At 43.4% G+C, this 19,449-nt stretch carries 8 protein-coding genes; all 8 read right to left on the reverse strand.

The window, feature by feature from the left end:
• Positions 1-322: 322 nt before the first annotated feature.
• Positions 323-2,434: a vWA domain-containing protein gene (locus H524_RS0106110; protein WP_027939585.1), complete on the reverse strand. Its 2,112-nt coding sequence runs from the start codon at positions 2,432-2,434 to the stop codon at positions 323-325.
• A 270-nt stretch (positions 2,435-2,704) separates the two neighbouring features.
• Positions 2,705-3,763: a flagellar basal body-associated FliL family protein gene (locus H524_RS0106115; RefSeq protein ID WP_156907556.1), complete on the reverse strand. Its 1,059-nt coding sequence runs from the start codon at positions 3,761-3,763 to the stop codon at positions 2,705-2,707.
• 17 nt (positions 3,764-3,780) lie between these two features.
• A complete protein-coding gene (locus H524_RS0106120) occupies positions 3,781-7,056 on the reverse strand; it encodes a virulence factor SrfC family protein (RefSeq protein WP_027939587.1) in 3,276 nt (1,091 codons plus the stop codon).
• 147 nt (positions 7,057-7,203) lie between these two features.
• Positions 7,204-11,145, reverse strand: a complete 3,942-nt coding sequence (locus tag H524_RS0106125) for a virulence factor SrfB (RefSeq protein ID WP_027939588.1) — start codon at positions 11,143-11,145, stop codon at positions 7,204-7,206.
• A 483-nt stretch (positions 11,146-11,628) separates the two neighbouring features.
• Entirely contained in the window at positions 11,629-13,497 is a 1,869-nt protein-coding gene (locus H524_RS0106130; RefSeq protein WP_027939589.1) for a hypothetical protein, read from the reverse strand.
• Between the two features lie 95 nt (positions 13,498-13,592).
• Positions 13,593-15,455, reverse strand: a complete 1,863-nt coding sequence (locus tag H524_RS0106135; protein WP_027939590.1) for a hypothetical protein — start codon at positions 15,453-15,455, stop codon at positions 13,593-13,595.
• Between the two features lie 143 nt (positions 15,456-15,598).
• On the reverse strand, positions 15,599-16,990 hold the full coding sequence (locus H524_RS0106140) for a hypothetical protein (protein ID WP_156907557.1): 1,392 nt from the start codon (positions 16,988-16,990) through the stop codon (positions 15,599-15,601).
• A 572-nt stretch (positions 16,991-17,562) separates the two neighbouring features.
• Positions 17,563-19,425, reverse strand: coding sequence for a hypothetical protein (locus tag H524_RS0106145; protein ID WP_027939592.1), 1,863 nt, complete (start codon positions 19,423-19,425; stop codon positions 17,563-17,565).
• Between the last annotated feature and the right edge of the window lie 24 nt (positions 19,426-19,449).

Here is a 19,449-nt window from a genome sequence, read left to right on the forward strand (position 1 = left end):
AATTAACATGCGACCATGGCACTTAGGCTGTTAGAAACAGCCCAATTTGTGTCCATCAAAACGCAAAAGGCTCAAACACTAATGTCTGAGCCTTAATGATTAATAGCTTGTTTACCGCCACACTGCTAGGACTAGCTGCATCGCAAGTGGATGCCGGCTACTAGCAATTGAAGATAGCCTTGATAGCTAATAGCAGCTGCTAGAATTTGACTTAGCATTAACGCCGATAGCAGCCGCGTCCATTTTAGATAGCCTTGATAGCAGCCGCGAGTTATTTGTTATGCTGAGCGGCTGTCTAGGCATTGGCTGTAGAGCTATGTGCTTATGGCAATGCGTCAAGCGGGATTGGGTAAACCTCATCGGAGGTGTCGGCGTCAACGTTAAGCTTGATGAAGCGGTCGTTATCGCCTGAGCAGTGTTGGATGTAATTGAGGCTGTTCTCAAGGGCACGCACAATACGCTCTTGCTCTTGTGAGCCTAAATTGTACCAATCCTCTGGTGAGAGGTTAGCAATCATAGACTTATATGGCAGATCGTCTAAAAGCTCACCCATAATACCCATTTCACCAATGGACTTGCTCTTAGAGAGCTGATTAGGGTCGCGGCCCATTTGAGCTGCTAAAGCTTTGAGCTGACTAAACATGTCATCAGAGCTAAGCTGACCTGCGATACCTGACTCAAGCACACCATTTACTAAGGTGTATAAATCGCTAAGCTGATTGCGGTTGACTAACACTACAGGAGTACATACTGCAGTGTTGTGATTTTCCACATCACGGTCATACATCCAGCCTTGTAAGAAGTCTGGGCTCTTAGCGCCAGTAACACGACCTAAGTAGGCAAGCTGCATGGCAAGACCTAACTTGTCACTATCGTTAACTAAAGCCTTTTCTTGGTCATTAGTAGGCTTTTTGGCAAGATCATTAGCATCCTTATGCTTGTCAGCCTCGGCTTTGAGCTTGTCGCTAGCAGCTAATGAAGAACCTGCTGACATCTGTCCCATCACAGCACGCTTTACCTGTGCAGTTAAGGAGCTAGATAAGGTGTCAACCATGCTACCAAAGGCCTTAACGTCACCAGCATTTACTGGATAGTACAGCGGCTTATTTAAGATCTGGTTGAAAGATAAGATCTCATACTGATCTTTTGCCTTCTTATGATTCTTAGCGCCACTTTTAGTCAGCAAGTGCATGGTGTACACAGCTGCACCATAGTGCTGAGCTTCTAAACGTAAGGAGTTTGCATCCATACCAGTGGAGCTTTGCTTATCACCTGCATCGATAGCACCAGCATCGGTAATGAGCACGATGTAACGGCCACCGTAGTTATTCCAGTTGATATCCTGCAGAGCCATATTGATACCGGCATAAGCATCTTCATCAAACTGAGTGCTTGAGACCTTAGCCTGATCTAAAGTAGCCACCTTCTCATTAAAGGTCTTAGCATCAACAGCCTCACCTGGCTTTAAGTACATCTTGGTAGTGTACTCTAAGCCTGGAGTGCTCTTGGTGTCAGCGCGGAATGAGACGATACCAAAGTGCACGCTGTCATTGAGGTTATTGCTCTCAATAGACTTGTAGATGGAGTTAATGGCTTGCTTAGTACGCTCAATGTATGGACGCATCGAAATAGATGAGTCAATAACAAAGACGATAGCTGACTTAAAGGCAACTACGTATGGATCATCGCTATTGCTAGCCTTTGAAGCAGCTGCGTTAGCTTTCGTAGTAGCTTGTGCGCTTGCAGCATTTGCGGCTGCATCGCCACCCTTTGCTTTAGCTGCAGTATCGGTAGAGCTCTTAGAGTCTTTAGCCGTTACTGAGGCAATCTCATGCTTGTAAACAAAGTTACCATCAGGATAGATCGACTCAACTGAGTTTAAGATTGGCAGTAAGTAGAAGTTCTTAGAAGGATCAACATACTTATCTGGCTCAATGGAGATAACACCCTCAGCCTGACCACCTTTTGAGGCAGTTTCATAAAGCTTTTTATACTGCTGAGCACCATCATCTGAGTCGATGATGTTATCTAAACCCGCCTCTTGCTCGAAAATCAGAGCACGATTACGGTTAGCTGAGTTAGTAAAGTGCAGAGCAAGCTGCATCTTCCAAGGTACAGTGCAGCTCTTGTCTAAAAAGCCTGCGATCTTACCAGTAGTATCTGCACCAACCTCAACAGTGGCACCAGTGTCTGAGTAGACATAGTACTGACTTAAAGGTGCAATCTCTTTACCTGCATCAGAGACATCTGCCTTGGCATGTAACTTACAGCTTGGAGTAGTTAAGACACGCTGATATAAAGTGGTCTTGCCCTCCATGAGCAGAGGCTCACGGCTACCTTCAGCTGAGGCACTGGCACTAAAGCTTGCTGCAGCAACTGCAGTAACTACGGCTAAGGCTGTCTTGGTAAGCTTAAAAGCATTTACCTTTGTCATAATTCTTCCTTAAATCTTCACAACTCCATTCACCTCACAAGCCCACGCAAATGCCCAGTGCTCCTGCTGCGCCTGCATGACAGCTAATCAATTCTAGGCGCGACAGGTGTATTGCATGACAGCTCATCATGGCTCTCCATTTTCGAGTCAAGACCTTACGTGACTGGCACTAAGATGGGGCTTTGAAAGTTAGCTTGAATGCCCTCAGCAAATGCTGAGGGTATGAGCAACTGAGCTTGTCGTAGGTTGCGTTTAATGGGTTTATTGAGATTATTTTTGGCTTAAGCGCTCCATGAGTAAATCTGCTTCGCGCTGATCAAAGTTCTTGTCAGCCTTAGTACGCTGAGTCCAGTACTGGCTGTCGTTGGCATTCTTCTCAATGCACTTGTTGGTAAATTGACTGCCTGGATCAGAGTAGCGTGCATACACATGAGCAAATGGACCACCATCTGAGGCACGGCCCTTGGTACGTAAAATACGCTGCACGATTTCGCAACGCTCGGCCTTCATGGCATCGTGTAAGAGCACATAGATATCCTCTCGCTTAGGATTGGAGGATAAGCAGTTGCTAATTACAGTCTTGTCATCGGCAGCATTAGCAGTCAGTGCGCAAGGTGAGCCTGGTGCTGCGCTGCTTGCGGCGGCATTGGCTGTATCTGCTGCTGCATCTGTTGCCTCACTAGAGTCCTTGGCCTGCTCAGTTTGCTCTTGTTGAGCAGCTGAGTCGGCTGCAGGATCTTTACTGCCCTTGTTCATCATATCGAGCACAAAGTAAACCGCACCTGCGATCAGCGCTAAGGCACAGATAGCGCCCACAATCTTCAAGATGAGTGGCATCTTGGAGTTTGGCTGTGGTGCTGCAGGCTCTGGATGTGGCTTTAAGTGATCTACAGGGGCCTCTTGATTATTTGCTTGTGGCTCATTTGCCTGAGCACCTGGAGCAGGTGATGCTCTATCTCGAGCTACCTGACGGCTAAAGGATGATGAGGCACGTGGAGTGTCTTGTAGTGACACTACAAAGCTTTGAACAGTGCCGTTGACATCGCGGATCTTAAGTAAATAATCACCGCTATTGTCAAAAGCCATAGGATCAACAACTTCTGAACCTACCTCAAACTCAAAATCTAAAGCTCTTTGACGGGCTCTACGAGGTGTTACCAAAATAAAACCGTCTGCTGAGTTTGAGACCCAATCGCCTAAGTGCTCTTCATTACGACGCACCACGATAAGCTCAATACCAGCAGTGTACTCACCTAAGTTTTGCTGACCGTTAAAGCCAATTAAAGAAAACTTACCCTCTCCTTGTTTACCAGGAGTAAAACGGGCCACTCTATCCACAGCCGGCATTATTCAAAATTCTCCATTGTTCCTAAAAGTCGGCACAATAACAGATTCTCTTGATTAGAGAACTTGTATCTGTTTTCTGACAGGACATTCACCTGACACATCATAAACATGAGTGTAGATAAATAGTCACTAATAAGTTTAAACTCAAATGAGGCAGAGCGTTCATCTAAGTGAGGCAACACACCGGTGTCATCTGCTTTGCACTTAGCGGTGAAGACCTCATGATCGGTCTTACTTTCATCAAATCTGATCTTGCCATTGTCGTTAACAAAGGAGTTAACAGGGCCTTTAGTACTACCTAAGACACCACCATGAGCTGCAGCATCTTGAGCAACCTTAGAAGGCGCTACTGCATGCACTGGCTCGTTAAAGACCTTGGCTGGAGCTGGAGCTGCTTTGGCGGCAGTTTGGCCTACAGGTGTATAGCCATCATCGTCATCACCAAAATCAAGATCAGAAAAATCATCCTCATCACCAAATGAAGGTGCGCTTGGTGCTGGTGCTACATAGGCACTTTCAGAGGCAACCGGAGCTTGAGCTAATTCTTTAGCCATTGCATCCTTGGCACTTGAGTCACTTGGCATTAAGTGTGCGCCTAAGTAGAGGTTAAAGTCGCTTAAGATAAAGCTCATGAGCTGTACCTGTACACGCACAATGTCTCCATAGCCCTCATTGATGTTTTCTTGCTCAAGCAGTACTTGCACCATGTAGTTCTTTAAGCCTACCTGTGGTGAGCTAAAGGTCTTAGCGATCTCACTAAACAGACGCATAAAGACGTTCAAAATACTATCTTTTGCCTCTTCAGCTGTCTTATATCTGCCCTCTGCATCATTGTAGAACAGACTATAGATTTCTCTATTGCTTGGATCAGCCTCAAGATTTGGCAAGTCCTTTAGATAACCCTTGACCACGAGATCAGCAATGTCGTTTAGCTGTACATTGTCTTTACGCCACAGCTGTGACAGATTATCTAAAAACTCCGAGCAAACTGACTGTACAAAGCGCTGTACGTTTGATCCTGCCGAGAAGCCTTGCTGATAGATCTCCTCTAAACGAGTCTCTGAGATATCAAGGAGTCCTCTAATGAGATCAAAGCATGGGGTAATAGCATTACACTGCAGCACATCTAAGGACAATTGCTTAGACTCTACCTTGGCCTTTTGCAAGGCTAAAGCACTATCACGAGTAGCAAAAGGAGCTAAGTGTGCTACGCAGTTCTTTAGATCTAAACGAGCCTTGGTAGTTCTAACGGAGATGCGATCAGCATCCTTAAGCGCATTGGCTCGAATGATGTTGCAAATATTAGTAACACCACCGTCGTTTAAGGACAGTACGGCATCTAAAGTCTCTTCAAAGTTGGCAATATGCTCTTGGAAAAGATCAACTCCAAGCAGCGCTGCCTTTACCTTTTCAGCGTTCTCTTGATCTTGCTCTCTAATACCAAGCTCTTCTTTAGTATCAGGATCAAAGGCAAGCCATGGAGTGTATTTACCAATATTTGGCTTACGAGCAAGCAAGACACGGTTAAATGGCTTACCTGGTGTCCACTCAGTGAACCAATTGAGCTTCACAATACGGTTAAGCGCAATGTTGATCTCTTGATTCATATCAATTGGACGACCGCCTTCTAAATTGCTCAGCTGTCGAGTAAAGACGTCATCATAACGAGTGAGCACAATAGTAAGCGGGTTATAGCCACTAGCACGACGCTTTGGAGTATCGCCTACGTTCTTAGCGATCCAATCAGACAAGATAGTTAAAACAGAGGTAACGTCTTGCTGCATGTTCACGCCGATGCAGAATAAGAGCTGATCGATTTCGTTACGACGGGCATAACGCTCAAAAACATATGAGACCTTACCACGTCTAAAGAACTCGCTACCACGCATGCAGATAGCTTCAGTCAGCTTGCGATCTTGATTATAGCTAGCGCCATCAGAGACAACATCCTTAAGCAAGATCACATCGCGAGAACGTGCACCTGGTAAATCAAGCACATCAAAGTCATCAAGCTTACCTGAGTTCTCAAGTCTAAAGCACAGCTCTAAAGATAAAGCTGCAAGACGTGAGGCATTGATGCTTACATTTTCCTCAACCTCAAGGCGGCCATCAGCGCCAGATGCACCTGCCGCGCCGGCGGCAGCGGTGCCAGCCGCTGCTGCGGCGGCTGCTCTTGCTTCATCGTATAAGGCTTTTGGCTTGGCAAGAGCACACTCAAGCTCGACCTTGTCAGTAAACATGGTGCTCAGCTTGGTAATGTGCATGATGGTGCCAGACTCGTTTTGCATAAGGGTAGCGCCATTTTGAGTAACAAAAGCACTCATTGGAGCGTAGACCACATTATGACCCTTGAGCTTTAAGAGCTCACGAGCTAAGCACTCATAAGTAACTGAGAAGATTGGGAGATCTTGCCAGAACATCGACAGGGCTTTGATACGGCCATCTAAGGTCATAAATGGCAGCATTTCTCTTAGTTTCATCCATACATTTGGCATGGTTTCAAAAGAACCAAGCTTACCGTTGGAGTTAGACACTAAGTAATCAGCTAAATCGATAACCTGCTCTACTTGAATGTAGTTCATCTCGGTCACGCCGTTGACGGTAACGCTACGGCCTACATTCAAGCCACGAATCTTTAACTTAGAGCAATCAATACCAGAAGTGGCATCTGCATTAGATGAGGTGAGATCAGTCTCTTGGAGCAGTGCACTTGGATAGGCATTAAACTCATCACGAGCCTTGGTATCCACAAGTGGCTCTAAAGCTTTGAGCTTGTTTAAGTAGAAGTTTTCATCACTGCTTACTGAGACATCGGTCTGATTGATGTCATAGAAGAAAGCATTGATTAAGATCATGGCGATCTCAACTTCATTTAACAGCTTAAGCTCAATTGGATAGCCGCTTGGAGAGTTATCTTTCTCATGGGTAAAACGAGTGGCAAAACCAGTTGCCTCAGAGTTATTACCTGATGGATTTACATGGGTGATAAAGTCAACAGCATGCTCATCCCAATGAGTTGAAAGCTTGGCACTATCACCTGCGGCTAGCTTAGATACTAAATAGCTCTTACCGGCCTGTGAAGCACCAAACAAACCTATACATGGACGATGATTGAGGTTGTTGACGCTAAAGGAAACATTATTGGCACCACGGCCAAGGTCTAGCAGAATCTCGTTAGATTGACTTTTAAGATCTGCCTCTGCAGATGCATTTCTCTCAACCCAGGAGCTTGCTAACTTTAATGCCTGAGCTGCGTTGATTAATTCTTTTTTCATCTTGCTGCCTGCTATCTGAGAGCCTAAGTTTTGTGTAAGTGCATTAAATAAAATGATTAATGCGCTCAGCTAAACCTAGGCTTTACATGACAGTGGCCAAAGCACCTTGGCTTTGCCTCACTGCCATGAGCACGTGCTCACTAGTATTTAGAGAATGAAGCGTGGGTTGATACCGTTAAGATCAATTGAGCCACTATCCATGAAGTACTTAACCTTTGCACCGGAGATGGTCTTTAAGTACATACGGAAGTAAGGGGTATAGTCCTTACCATCGTCGGCAACAACAGACTCAAGTTCAAAGCTCTCTACCTGCTTTAAGTTAGGCAGATTCTGCTTGATGAATGCCATTGGGTATGGAGAGTGACGGTTTACGGTCTTTAAAGTAACGCTAAAGCCGCAACGCTCAATATTGAGCTTACGTTTTAACTGTTCAAAGCCACGAGTAAAACGATCACGTAACAGTGCAATGTTCTCTTCGATACCGGCGTTTAAGAGATTAGAAAGCTCAGTTTCGGTATTGTAGTAAGTGTCATCTACATACTCTTCAAAACGCTGAGTAACCTCACTTGAATACAGTTCTGCATAACGAGCTGAAATAGCAGCATTACGCTCATCATCATTGTTTGTAAACTTAGCTACAAACTTCTTAAGGCCAGTTGGTGCCTGAGTATTCGCATCAATCTCTGCAGTTACCTTATCCTTAAGCTCTTTTTCAAGCTCACCCTTGTAAGGTGCGCAGATATTATCGTTATCCTCAAGGCGCTTTAAGATCTCCTCAGCTTGCTGTGAGTACCTTTCTTGGATCTCAAAATCAAACTTAGAAATAAGATTGGTTACTTCCTCACGATTGATGTCGTTGTAAGTTAAAGCAAGAGCTTGCTTAACTCTAGCGATATCATCAACTGAGTTATGAGCCTCAATCTTGTAAAGAGGAGTTGCCTCAACATTCTCATCATCAAGTAAACGACAACCGATCTCTACAGATAACTGAGTATTAAATGACTCGTCTTCACGATTGTATGGAATGAAGTTCGACTCTTCATCGTCCTCATCTGACTCGTTCTTCTTTGCAAGCATGCGAGCTGACTCATACTTGTAGAGTACTGAAGCATTCGAGATCATATTGGCATTGTCGACAATACCAACATAGTGTGCGTTGTTGCTTACCTCTTCAGGGTAAGAGTAGAAGCGGAAATTAGGGAACTTATCGTGCGACAGACGTAAGTAGCTAAGGAGCGCACCCACTGATGCAGTGGTCTTTGGATCGCCAATAGTTTCACCATCGCGCTTAAACGGATACCAACTATCGCAGCGATAAGAGTGCATAGCCACAATACGCATGCTAGGCAGATTTAAACGCTGCATGAAGAAGGCGCGAATTGCAGGAAGCTTTGAGGATCTGCCTGTGAGCAGTAACAGATCCACATCAAAGGCGGTAATTACTTCGCACAGCTTAGATAAGATACGGCAGATGTTGAACTTACTACCCTCTAAGATGGCGCGGTTAATGGCTGCAATATCAAAGGAGAACTTAAAGTTCATGATAGAGAAGCCCTGCAGATACTCACCCATGATGCCATCAGCATAATTGATAACATCCTGACTTGGCATCTCAAAGGCACCCATGCGCTTGACGGTTAACGGCAGCTTTGGATTACGTTCCTGATCGAGCAAGAACTCCTGCACTGATCCCTTAACCACACATGAAGTATCGTACGGATCAAGATTTTCAAGGTGGAAGAGAATCTTATAGGCAATCTTAACTAAGATCTGCTGAGTAAACTGCGATCTTAAAGTCTCAGTACGCACATTACCTGACCCAGAGTCACCCACTAAGCGCTGCAGTACTGGCTTAAAGCCAATCTTATACTTAGCTAAAGTCAGCGCTAAGCGTGGCATGATGCACTCTTTGATGATGTCATGAATGATGTCATCACCGGCGATCTTAAAGCCGTCTTTGAAAATCTCACGCGGAATGATGTCAGAGGCAAAGGCTGCTACATTGCTCTTAAAGGAGTAATCCTTAATCACAAGATCAGTAGTGCCACCACCGATATCTAAAGAGGCAATACGAGATGAGTAGAGTGGATCGCCATCCTTATCTTTTAACACCTCGCCTAGACGCTTGCCCATCATTGGACGACGTAAGTTCTTTACAAAGGCCTGACAGTCGCCCTTGTAAGTCTTCTGGCTCTCGTTGTAAACGTAAACCACTTGACCAGCCTCAGCCTCATTCCAATCGAGGTATACATCTGGTACTGGCGGATCAATATTGCTTGAAGAAACACGTCCTGAGTTAGAAACACTAAACTTAAACTCACGAGGGCTGCTCTTATCGTAACCAAAGGACTTCCATAAGATACCTAAGGCCTCATAGACACATCCACGGTAAAGCTCGCGCTCTTCAGCTGGCATACCTGGAGGGGTAGTTAAGATCACAGACTTCAAGCGACGAGGAGACTGTTTGGAGGTACACTGCTCACGTTGTGAAACCGAGTTCATCTGTACCATGGCCTGAACAAAGAGCTCAATGAGCATAAAGGTCATGGTGGAGCGGTTAGAGTAGCGTGACTCAAGGTTATCAAAAACGTTATCGTCTTTGTTGAGCGCAAAGTACGCATTACCGTCGGTATTGAAGTAGTAGCCAATCGGATTTAAGTAGGCACGTACGTTCTGTTCTTTTCTCTGAATCTGCAGCTTCTTGGACTTAATCTGATAAGAGTAGTTGTTAAACATCCACTTATCATTAGTAAGACGATCAGTATTCCACAGATAGCGCTTTGGTGAGGTAATACCAGTAGTACCTTCATTGCCCTCACGGTGAGCTGCAAGCATAGCAGCCTCGTTACCTACACGCACCATGGATGGCCATGAGAAGGCATCAGGACGACCTGATCTTGCTGAGCGATTGTCGTAATCAAAGTTTGGCACCGAGAACTCAACCATTGAGGCAAATGGCTGGTTATACACCTGCTCAGGAGCGTTAAGATCACGCAAGTTGAGAACATAGGTATCGGAAAAATCATCATCACCGCGAGTAACGTTTGGATGATCTTCAACCATGATGCCGCAAGAACGTGCATTACCAATATCCAAAATTAAGGACACATCGACAGCACGATTAGAGCTTGAGCCGCTAGACAAACCATTAGAGACAAAGTGCACTGGACTAGGCTCAACTAAGAAGCCCAAGAATGCGAGCATGTTGAGGTAATGCGCCTCATGTAAATGCTCTTGAATGATGAGCTCTTGAATTTCCTCATCAATGATCTTTGGCTTAATACGCTCTTTGTATAAATCTTTAAAGACAGCCTCAGCCCACTCACGTACCCAAGGCAAGGAGCCATTGGAGCTCTTTAAAAAGTCAGAGCAGCGATCTGCAGTAAAGGCCAGCTTGAAACGCTCGCCTGACTCAACATCGCGATCTAGTGGAGCAAAATAGGCAAGGTTATCTTCTTGTGATTGAGTCTGGGTATCAAAAGCTAAAACGATACGGTAATAGCTCTCGCTCTCTTTTAAGAGTTCTTTAGGAGCAACGCCACCATAGAGCTTGTCTGTGGCAGCTTGTGCTCCATCGGCTGCAACGATATTTGGAGCAGCACTATCGTCATCTTCAGTGTACTTGACGGCATTTGGACGATGGGATGCAAGCTGACCTTTGCTCTTAAGGTACTGCTCAATGGCAGCATTATCTGTGACCTTAACAATACGCGCACGCGCCCAGTTAGTTGGGCCATACATGCCTGGAACAATATGATTTGGCAGATAAGGAATTGGGAACCATACACCATCGTATAGTTCTAATGATTCTTTAAGTGATACCTGCTGTGAAACTGAGGTTAGGTCAACGGCTCTTTGATGTACAGGGTCCACATAAGTGACCTCATTGGTGATCTTTGGTACAAGTCGTACTAAAGGATCATCCTTTGAGGCAGTAAGACGTATGAAATAACCGTTCTCAATAGCCTTAATCATGCTCAGATTATCTTTGGTCTTCCAATCAACCAAGATATCGAGATCGACAAATTGAATACCCGAGTTTTGAATCAACTCGATATTACCGTCTATAGGCACCACTTCAGGATACATATATACATCCTTAGATTCGAATGATAACGTTGCCCACATCAAGCATGGAAAGCATCCTCATGCTAGTTGCAAGCCTATCTAAAGCTAGAGTTCGCCACTAGAGTACACAGACTATGGCGACATTACATCCAGACTAAAATGCATACTAGCATAAAGACAATACGCAATGGCAAAACATGCACCAAGCCGCCGCGAAAGTCACAAAAATTAACGCCGCCACGCAAGATAAAACCTAACTTAAGAGCATTCAAGAGCCCATAAGCCCCAAATTAGAGCACAGCCATCATTAAAGCAAAGCCATCACTCCCAAAAGACTAAACACTCCCGAATGTAAAGGCATCACCAAAAGACAAGCTCCACACAGATACGAAGCCATCCTCAAAAAGCTAACTGGTCTACAAAATACTAAACAATCCCCAATGCGAAGCCATCCACAAAAGCTAGGTGGTCTGCAAAAGGCTGGACTCGCCAAAGGAGTGTGGTCTAAAGAGTTAGGCTTTGTCGACTCCATGATCCATCATCTTGCTTGCGATAGCGTGACTGATAATCAAGCATAAAAGAGACGATCTCAGGATCACCACACTCCGTGGCACTGTTTAGAAAGCTCTGCATAGCTTGAGGTGAAAAATGACGTCCACTTTCAAAGACTGCCTCAATCACTTCTTTAGCATGGTTAGAACAGGCATGATCTACAAGATTGATGATGTGAGAGATATTAACGTTGGCGATCCCAAACAGTTCTCTGATGATCTCAGGATGATCATACAGATTTCTAACCTGAGAAAAACGCGTTAACGGAAGCTTGCAGCCATGATCTTTGAATGCCTTGGCAAGGATCACTACATTGCGCGGACTAAACTCAAGCGTGTCTCTGATACCCTCTTCAATGGCGAGCAATCCTGTTTTAACGGCATTCTTTTTGTAAAAATCTTTAAAGTTCACTTGCTCAATTAGTTTGCAAGCAAGCTCCTCACGCCCCATGAGACAAGCGTAAAAGCACATCCATCCTAGAGCATCATTTGGCTCATAGAAGCGATGCGCTAAGAGATCCAAGCACTTAAATCTTTCATCAATGCTGATAGGCTTGAGATCGCGTATTTCACCATCAGCGTTAATGTAAAAGAATACATGCCAAGCAAAGCCTGCTACAAAGCCAATAACCTGCCATAAAGAGATCTTGTCTTTGAATCTATCGATGAGGCTTTGATTGATCTCATTTAGCGCACAGTTAAACTTCTCATGCTCAAGCAGGAACTTAATCTTGTCGTATCCACCATAGCGACAGGCTACAGCTAAGGCTGCCACACCACCATGGGTGTAGTCCTCACGATCTTCTTTGAACTTGCCAAGGAAGGAGAAGTTGTAAGAAAGGACGCGACTGATATCATCCATACTGCCGTATAACACTGCTTCAATCAGTCTCTTGCAGGCCTGTTCTTCGCTATTAGGTATCAGCTTTGAAACTTCATGTTGTTCCCAAAGACTCTTGTATACATTTGCAATAGATGGAATACCATAATCAATTGCATCTAAATACAAGTTATCTTCAAAATCTTGCATTAACTCTTGGTAGCGTACAGCAAGCTCTTGTGCATAAAGATCAGGCCTGTAACCATATCCCATAATAGCTAAGTGATTGATAGTGCTATCAGAATCATCGATCTTAAGTTTTGGGGCAACAATCACCGATCGTATCCTGGGCAGCCATGTGGTACGTTGTGATAGTTTGCCTAGTTTAGTGGCGTCAGGAAAGTACAGGACTTTGAGATTACTCAAGTTATACTTCAAGACAGTAGTCTTGATAAACTGCTCTAATGCTAATAGCGATATAGTCTTATGATGGAACTTAACCCAAACAGCTGGTCCCTCAAAAGTACGTAAGCTCGCATCTAAAGCCATATACTCTTGATAATTACACTCCATTTCAAACGGCAGAGAACTTTGCTTAGGTACATCGAGCACAAATCTATCCTTGACCATCAACACACCATCAGTGGCAATGTATACAGGATTATTTGCATCAACGATGTAGTTTTCAAGACTTGGCAAATCAAGCTCTAAAAACTCAAAGATGGCATCAGAATTACCAAGCCCTCCTGCGTTTGCCTTGCTATACAGCTTGAGTTTAACCTGGCCACCGGTTTTAACTTTCAGCACATGAGCTTGACATGAGCTTAGTGGATCATGCTTGTGTCCAAGCAAGGTGCTAGGCAAAGATAAAGTGGTGATCTCAACTTGACGATCAAATACCCCATCACGCTCTATGAACTTAACGCCCTCAGGGATCACCACATCGCCGCCAGCGCCTGAATATCGAATTAGCGTACCATCATCTGAGATCTCAAAGTCCATCGAATGTCCTCACTGCTAAGTGTCTACAGCCAAATATATTGCTGAGTCCCATCTAAGCAAAATCATCGTGATAGCAAACAACTACTTTTGCGCTACTACAAACTTAAGGATGACCTTCTGCTAGTCTTGGTCGTTTTTGCCTTGCCTTGAAACTCTTTTTGCCTCTCAAGGAGAATCGCTGTGGCTTCAGGTGCATTGTACTTTGTGGCCAAATCTAGAAGCTTACTCAGGGTTTGTTTTGATCTAATCTGATTAGATGTGGCGATTGCATGAACAGCCTGAGAATATGAATTCTCAAGTGCGTCTTCAAATAACTCAATAACAAGTTTTGTCTTCACCTCTACGAGATTGAAGATCTGAGCGAACTCATTCTGCCCATTACCGAGGAACGTCTGAAGTAAATCCTCAGGCATTGCAAAGCGCCTTTCCTCAGTAGAAGATAGCTCAATGAGTTTGGCAACTCCTTTCTGACATTCAAAGATGCCGAATAATAGCCAATCGTCGAATTGTATTTCTTCAAGATACTCTTTATCTTCTCTCATGAATGTTTGCATGTTGGCTCCATGAGAAATCATATAGTCGGCGATCTTAAAATCACCACAGAGCAAAGCTAGAAAGCAGAGCAAGTTACTTGCTCTATCGCATTTGATGTTAAATATCCCTCTTTTAGACAGAAGCTTCAAACACTCCAAACGCTCGTTCTCCGAAACTGGTTTCATGCTTCTAACTTCATGAGATGGGGAAATGGCTAGCGCTGAGAAATTTAGTTCACTATAGAAAATGAACTCTCCTGTTACCCATAGATCATAGCTGTAGTAACAAAGATTAATCGGCAACGACTTATATCTGCGAAACTCTTTATCTGCTGCATCGAAGAGCACGCGCAACTTTTCAATACCGCCATAGCGTGTGGTTAAAGCTATGGCATAATCCAAAACTCTAATGTATTCTTCATTAGTTTGAAAACTTCCTCGAAGAACCTTGGTATCCTTATCAAACAGCTCTTGAAGGTCTTGTACACTGCCTCTTACAATAATTTCAAAAAGATAATGTCTTAAGCCTGAGCTATTTGATATATCAATCTTAGGCAGCCTCTTTTGTCTCCATTCTTCTTGGTAAAAAATTATTACTGGCGAAGATCTTTCTAAGATGGCCCAATTGTAGATTTCCATCTCGTTTCTGAGCATCACCTCAATATACTGCTCACAAATCTCTTGACTATAGATTTGACGATTTTGGCAGTAGCCTAATACAAGACCAAAGCCAAGACTATCAACAAGCTCTTTAGACACACCCAGCTTAGGCATTATCGCAGTAATGCGTTTTTTCCTTTTATCCCATCGACCGTTTAACTTACATAGATCGCAGTGCGTTAAGTTTGGCGCAAACAGCTGCATTTCGCTGCCGCACAACCTAGCTATCTCATCTAATTGCTCAGTGCTTAGTGAAGTTCCCATATACTCAACAAGTTTCATTTCCTCCACTGAGCTATCGTATGCCTTTAAAACCTTCTCAAAACCATCTTGCAAGGTCAATCCTTGAGGGCATCTTTTTGGTATGCCTATGACGAACCTACGGCATTTGCTAAAGAGTACGCCATCAACACTCTCATAGATAGGATTTTGTGGATGCACAATGTATCTTTCTAGCTTGTAAAGTCTAGGTAAGTACAAATAAGAGTAGAGGTTTTCTTGGTTAGCCTCTTGCTCTTTAAGTCTTTTATTAACAAAGCAGTTGGACACGCTATTGTCTTTGTCGTTATAGACAAAGCCATTTCTATTGTAGATCTCAAACTTACGGCCAATGAAGCTCTTAGGCAGCGTTAAGGATGTAATTTCATCCTCATTGTCAAAGCTTGAATAAATCTCGATAAACTTAACGCCTTCAGGGAGCACCACATCACCACCAGCGCCTGAATAACGAATTAGCGTACCATCATCTGAGATCTCAAAGTCCATACTATGTCCCTAGTTCTAAATGCCAGTCATCTGTAAAAAAATCGGTCAAGAGAAATATATAACTCATCAAGGCATGATGCATGCGCAACTAAATGAGATAATCGCACTGCAATTATACGTGGTAAACAACTACTTTTGTGCCGCTACAACCTTAAAGATGACCTTCTGCTAGTCTTGGTGGTTTTGGCCTTACTTTGAAACTCTTGCTTCCTATTGAGGAGAATCGCAGTGACTTCATGAGCCTTGTGCTTTGTAGCCACATCTATTAGCTTACTAAGGGTTTTATTAGATCTAATCTGATTAGATGTGGCGATTGCATGAACGGCCTGAAAAAATGAATGCTCAAGTGCGTTTTCAAACAACTCAACAACAAGTTTTGTCTTCACCTCTACGAGATTGAAGATCTGAGCGAACTCATTCGGCCTATAACCGAGGAACAGCTGAAGTAAATCATCAGGCATTGCAAAGCGCTTTTCCTCTGTTGAAGATAGCTCAATGAGTTTGGTAAGACCAAGACCGGGCATACCCTTAAATATGGCGTTATATATCAAATTATAGAACTGTACTGGTTCAAGAGACTTTTTATATTCTCTTATGAATGTTTGTAAATTAGCTCCATGCGAAAGCATGTACTTAGCGATCATAAATTCACCACAGAGCAAAGCTATAGCACATAGCAAGTTACTTGCTCTATCGCATTTGATGTTCAATATCCCTCTTTTTGACAAAAGCATCAGGCACTTTAGACGCTCGTACTCAATAAGTGGAGCCACATCTCTAACTTCATTATATGAGGCAATCTCAAACGCTGAATAATTTTTGTCAAGATTAAAAATGCCCTCTCCTGTTACTGTTACCCATAGATCATAGCCATAGTCATAAAGATGAAGCGGCAATGACTTGCATCTGCAGTACTCCTTATCTGCAGCTTCTAAGAGCACACGGAGCTTGTCTACACCGCCATAGCGTATGGCTAATGCTATTGCATAATCTAAAACTTCGATGGATTCTTTAGTAGTTTGAAAACTGTCACGAAGAACCTTGGTATCCTTATCAAACAGCTCTTGAAGGTCTTGTACACTGCCTTTTAAGATAACCTCAAAAAGATATTGTATTAAGCCTGAGCTATTTGAGATATCAATCTTGGGCAGCCTCTTTTGGGCCCACTCCTCTTTGTAAAATCCATCTACCGCAGCAGATGCGTTTGGTTCTACCCAATCGTGGAGATCCACCTCATTTTTAAACAGCATATCAATATACTGCTTAGCAGGCTCATTATTATAGATTTGACTATTTTGGCAGAAGCCTAATACAAGGCCAAAACCAAGGCTATCAATAAGCTCTTGAGTCACCCTCAACTCAGGCATTATCGCAGTAATGCGTTTTTTCCTTTTATCCCATCGACCGTTTAACTTACATAGATCGCAGTGAGTTAAATTTGGCGCAAAAAGCAGCATTTCGCTGCCGCACAACCTAGCTATCTCATCTAATTGCTCAGTGCTTATTGAAGTTCCCGTATAATTAACAAATTCCATTTCCTCCTCTGAGCAATCGTATGCCTTTAGAACCCTCTCAAAACCATCTTGCAAGCTCAATACTTGAGGGCATCTTTTTGGTATGCCTATGACGAACCTTCGGCATTTGCTATAAAGCACGCCATCAACACTCTCATAGACTGGATTTTGAGGATGAACAATGTATTGCTCTAAATTTCTAAGCCGAGGCAAGTACAAATAAGAGTAGAGGTTTTCGTGAGTAGCCTCTTGCTCTTTGAGCTTAGTATTAACAAAGCAGTTACTTACGCTATTGTCTTGGGCGTTATAGATAAAGCCATTTTTATAGCAGATCTCAAACTTACGGCCAATAAAGCTCTTAGGCAGCGTTAAGGATGTAATTTCATTCTCATTGTCAAAGATTGAATAACGCTCAATAAACTTAACGCCCTCAGGGATCACCACATCGCCGCCAGATCCTGAATAACGAATTAGCGTACCATCATCTGAGATCTCAAAGTCCATAGAATGTCCTTGCTGATAAGTGTCTACAGCCAAATATATTGCTGAGTCCCATCTAAGCAAAATCATAGCAAACAACTACTTTTGTGCCGCTACAACCTTAATGATGACCTTATGCTAGTCTTGGTTGTTTGTGCCTTACTTTGTAACTCTTGTTGCCTCTCAAGGAGAATAGCAGTGGCTTCATGTGCATTGTACTTTGTAGCCAAATCTAGAAGCTTACGCAGGGTTGTATTAGATCTAATCTGATTAGATGTGGCGATTGCATGAACAGCCTGAGGATATGAGCGCGAGAGTGCTTCTTTAAATAACTCAACAACATATTTTGCCTGCACATCTACGAGATTAAAGATCTTCGCAAACTCATCAGGCCCCTTATGCATGAGCAATTTGATATCTTTCAATTGCATTGAGAAGCGCTTTTCCTCTGTAGAAGATAGCTCAATGAGTCTTACAACACCTGGCAAACAATGCATGGTGGCGTGATGTATCCAATGATAGAATTCTATTTTTACAAGATACTCTTTGTTTTCGCTTATCAATGTTTGTAAATTAGCTCCATGCGAAAGCATATACTCAGCGATCTTAAAGTCACCACAGAGCAAAGCTAGAGCGCAGAGCAAGTTACTTGCTCTATCGCATTTGATGTTCAATATCCCTCTTTTTGACAAAAGCATCAGGCACTTTAAACGCTCGTACTCATTAAGTGGAGCCATATGTCTAACTTCATGAGATGAGGCAATCTCAAGCGCTGAATAATTTGGGTCATGATTAAAAATGCGCTCTCCTGTTACCCATAGATCATAGCCATAGTCATAAAGATGAAGCGGCAATGACTTACAACTGCAGTACGCCTTATCTGCAGCTTCAAGGAGCACACGAAGCTTGTCTACACCGCCATAGCGTATGGTTAAAGCTATGGCATAATCCAAAACTCTGATGGATTCTTCAGTAGTTTTAAAACGGTCACGAATAACCTTGGTATCCTTATCAAATAGCTCTTGAAGGTCTTGTACACTGCCTCTTAAGATAACCTCAAAAAGATATTGTCTTAAGCCTGAGCTATTTGAGATATCAATCTTAGGAAGCCTCTTTTTGTCCCATTCTTTTTTGTAAAAATTTTTTACCGCTGCAGATGCGTTTTGTACACCCCAATCGTAGAGCTCCACCTCATTTTTAAGCAGCATCTCAATATACTGCTTAGAAAGCTCCTCATTATAGATGTGCCGATTGTGGCAATAACCTATTACAAGCCCAAAACCAAGATTATCAACAAGCTCTTCAGTCACCCTCAACTCAGGCATAAGCGCAGTAATGCGTTTTTTCCTTTTATCCCATCGACCGTTTAACTTACATAGCTCGCAGTGCGTTATTTTTGGTGCAAACAAATGCATTTCGATGCCGCACAACCTAGCTATCTCATCTAATTGCTCAGTGCTTAGTGAGCTTCCCATATACCTAACAGATTCTACTTCTTTCACTTCGTTATCTGCTTGTAGGACTTTCTCAAAACCACCAAACAAGGTCAGTGCTCGAGGGTAGTACATGAATGGAACGTCTATGACGAACCTTCGGCATTTGCTAAAGAGTACGCCATCCACGCTCTCATAGACTGGATTTTGAGGATGAACAATGTATCGCTCTAAATGGCGAAGCAAAGGCAAGTACAAATAAGAGTAGAGGTTTTCGTGAGTAGCCTCTTTCTCTTTGAGCTTAGTATTAACAAAGCAGTTACTTACGCTATTGTCTTGGGCGTTATAGATAAAGCCATTTTTATAGCAGATCTTAAACTTACGGCCAATGAAGCTCTTTGGCAGCGTTAAGGACGTAATCTCATCTGCATTGTTGAAAACTACGCCACGCTCAATAAACTTAACGCCCTCAGGGATCACCACATCGCCGCCAGATCCTGAATAATGAATTAGCGTACCATCATCTGAGATCTCAAAGTCCATATAATGTCCTCACTGCTAAGTGCC

Source organism: Anaerobiospirillum succiniciproducens DSM 6400 (genome assembly GCF_000482845.1).
Lineage (GTDB): Bacteria > Pseudomonadota > Gammaproteobacteria > Enterobacterales > Succinivibrionaceae > Anaerobiospirillum > Anaerobiospirillum succiniciproducens.

Bases quoted from the DNA above. Each gene is read 5' to 3' on its own strand.
- H524_RS0106130 (WP_027939589.1), bottom strand. From the start codon at position 13,497: ATGGACTTTGAGATCTCAGATGATGGTACGCTAATTCGATATTCAGGC.
- H524_RS0106140 (WP_156907557.1), bottom strand. From the start codon at position 16,990: ATGGAATTTGTTAATTATACGGGAACTTCAATAAGCACTGAGCAATTA.
- H524_RS0106120 (WP_027939587.1), bottom strand. From the start codon at position 7,056: ATGAAAAAAGAATTAATCAACGCAGCTCAGGCATTAAAGTTAGCAAGC.
- H524_RS0106135 (WP_027939590.1), bottom strand. From the start codon at position 15,455: ATGGACTTTGAGATCTCAGATGATGGTACGCTAATTCGTTATTCAGGC.
- H524_RS0106145 (WP_027939592.1), bottom strand. From the start codon at position 19,425: ATGGACTTTGAGATCTCAGATGATGGTACGCTAATTCATTATTCAGGA.
- H524_RS0106125 (WP_027939588.1), bottom strand. From the start codon at position 11,145: ATGTATCCTGAAGTGGTGCCTATAGACGGTAATATCGAGTTGATTCAA.
- H524_RS0106110 (WP_027939585.1), bottom strand. From the start codon at position 2,434: ATGACAAAGGTAAATGCTTTTAAGCTTACCAAGACAGCCTTAGCCGTA.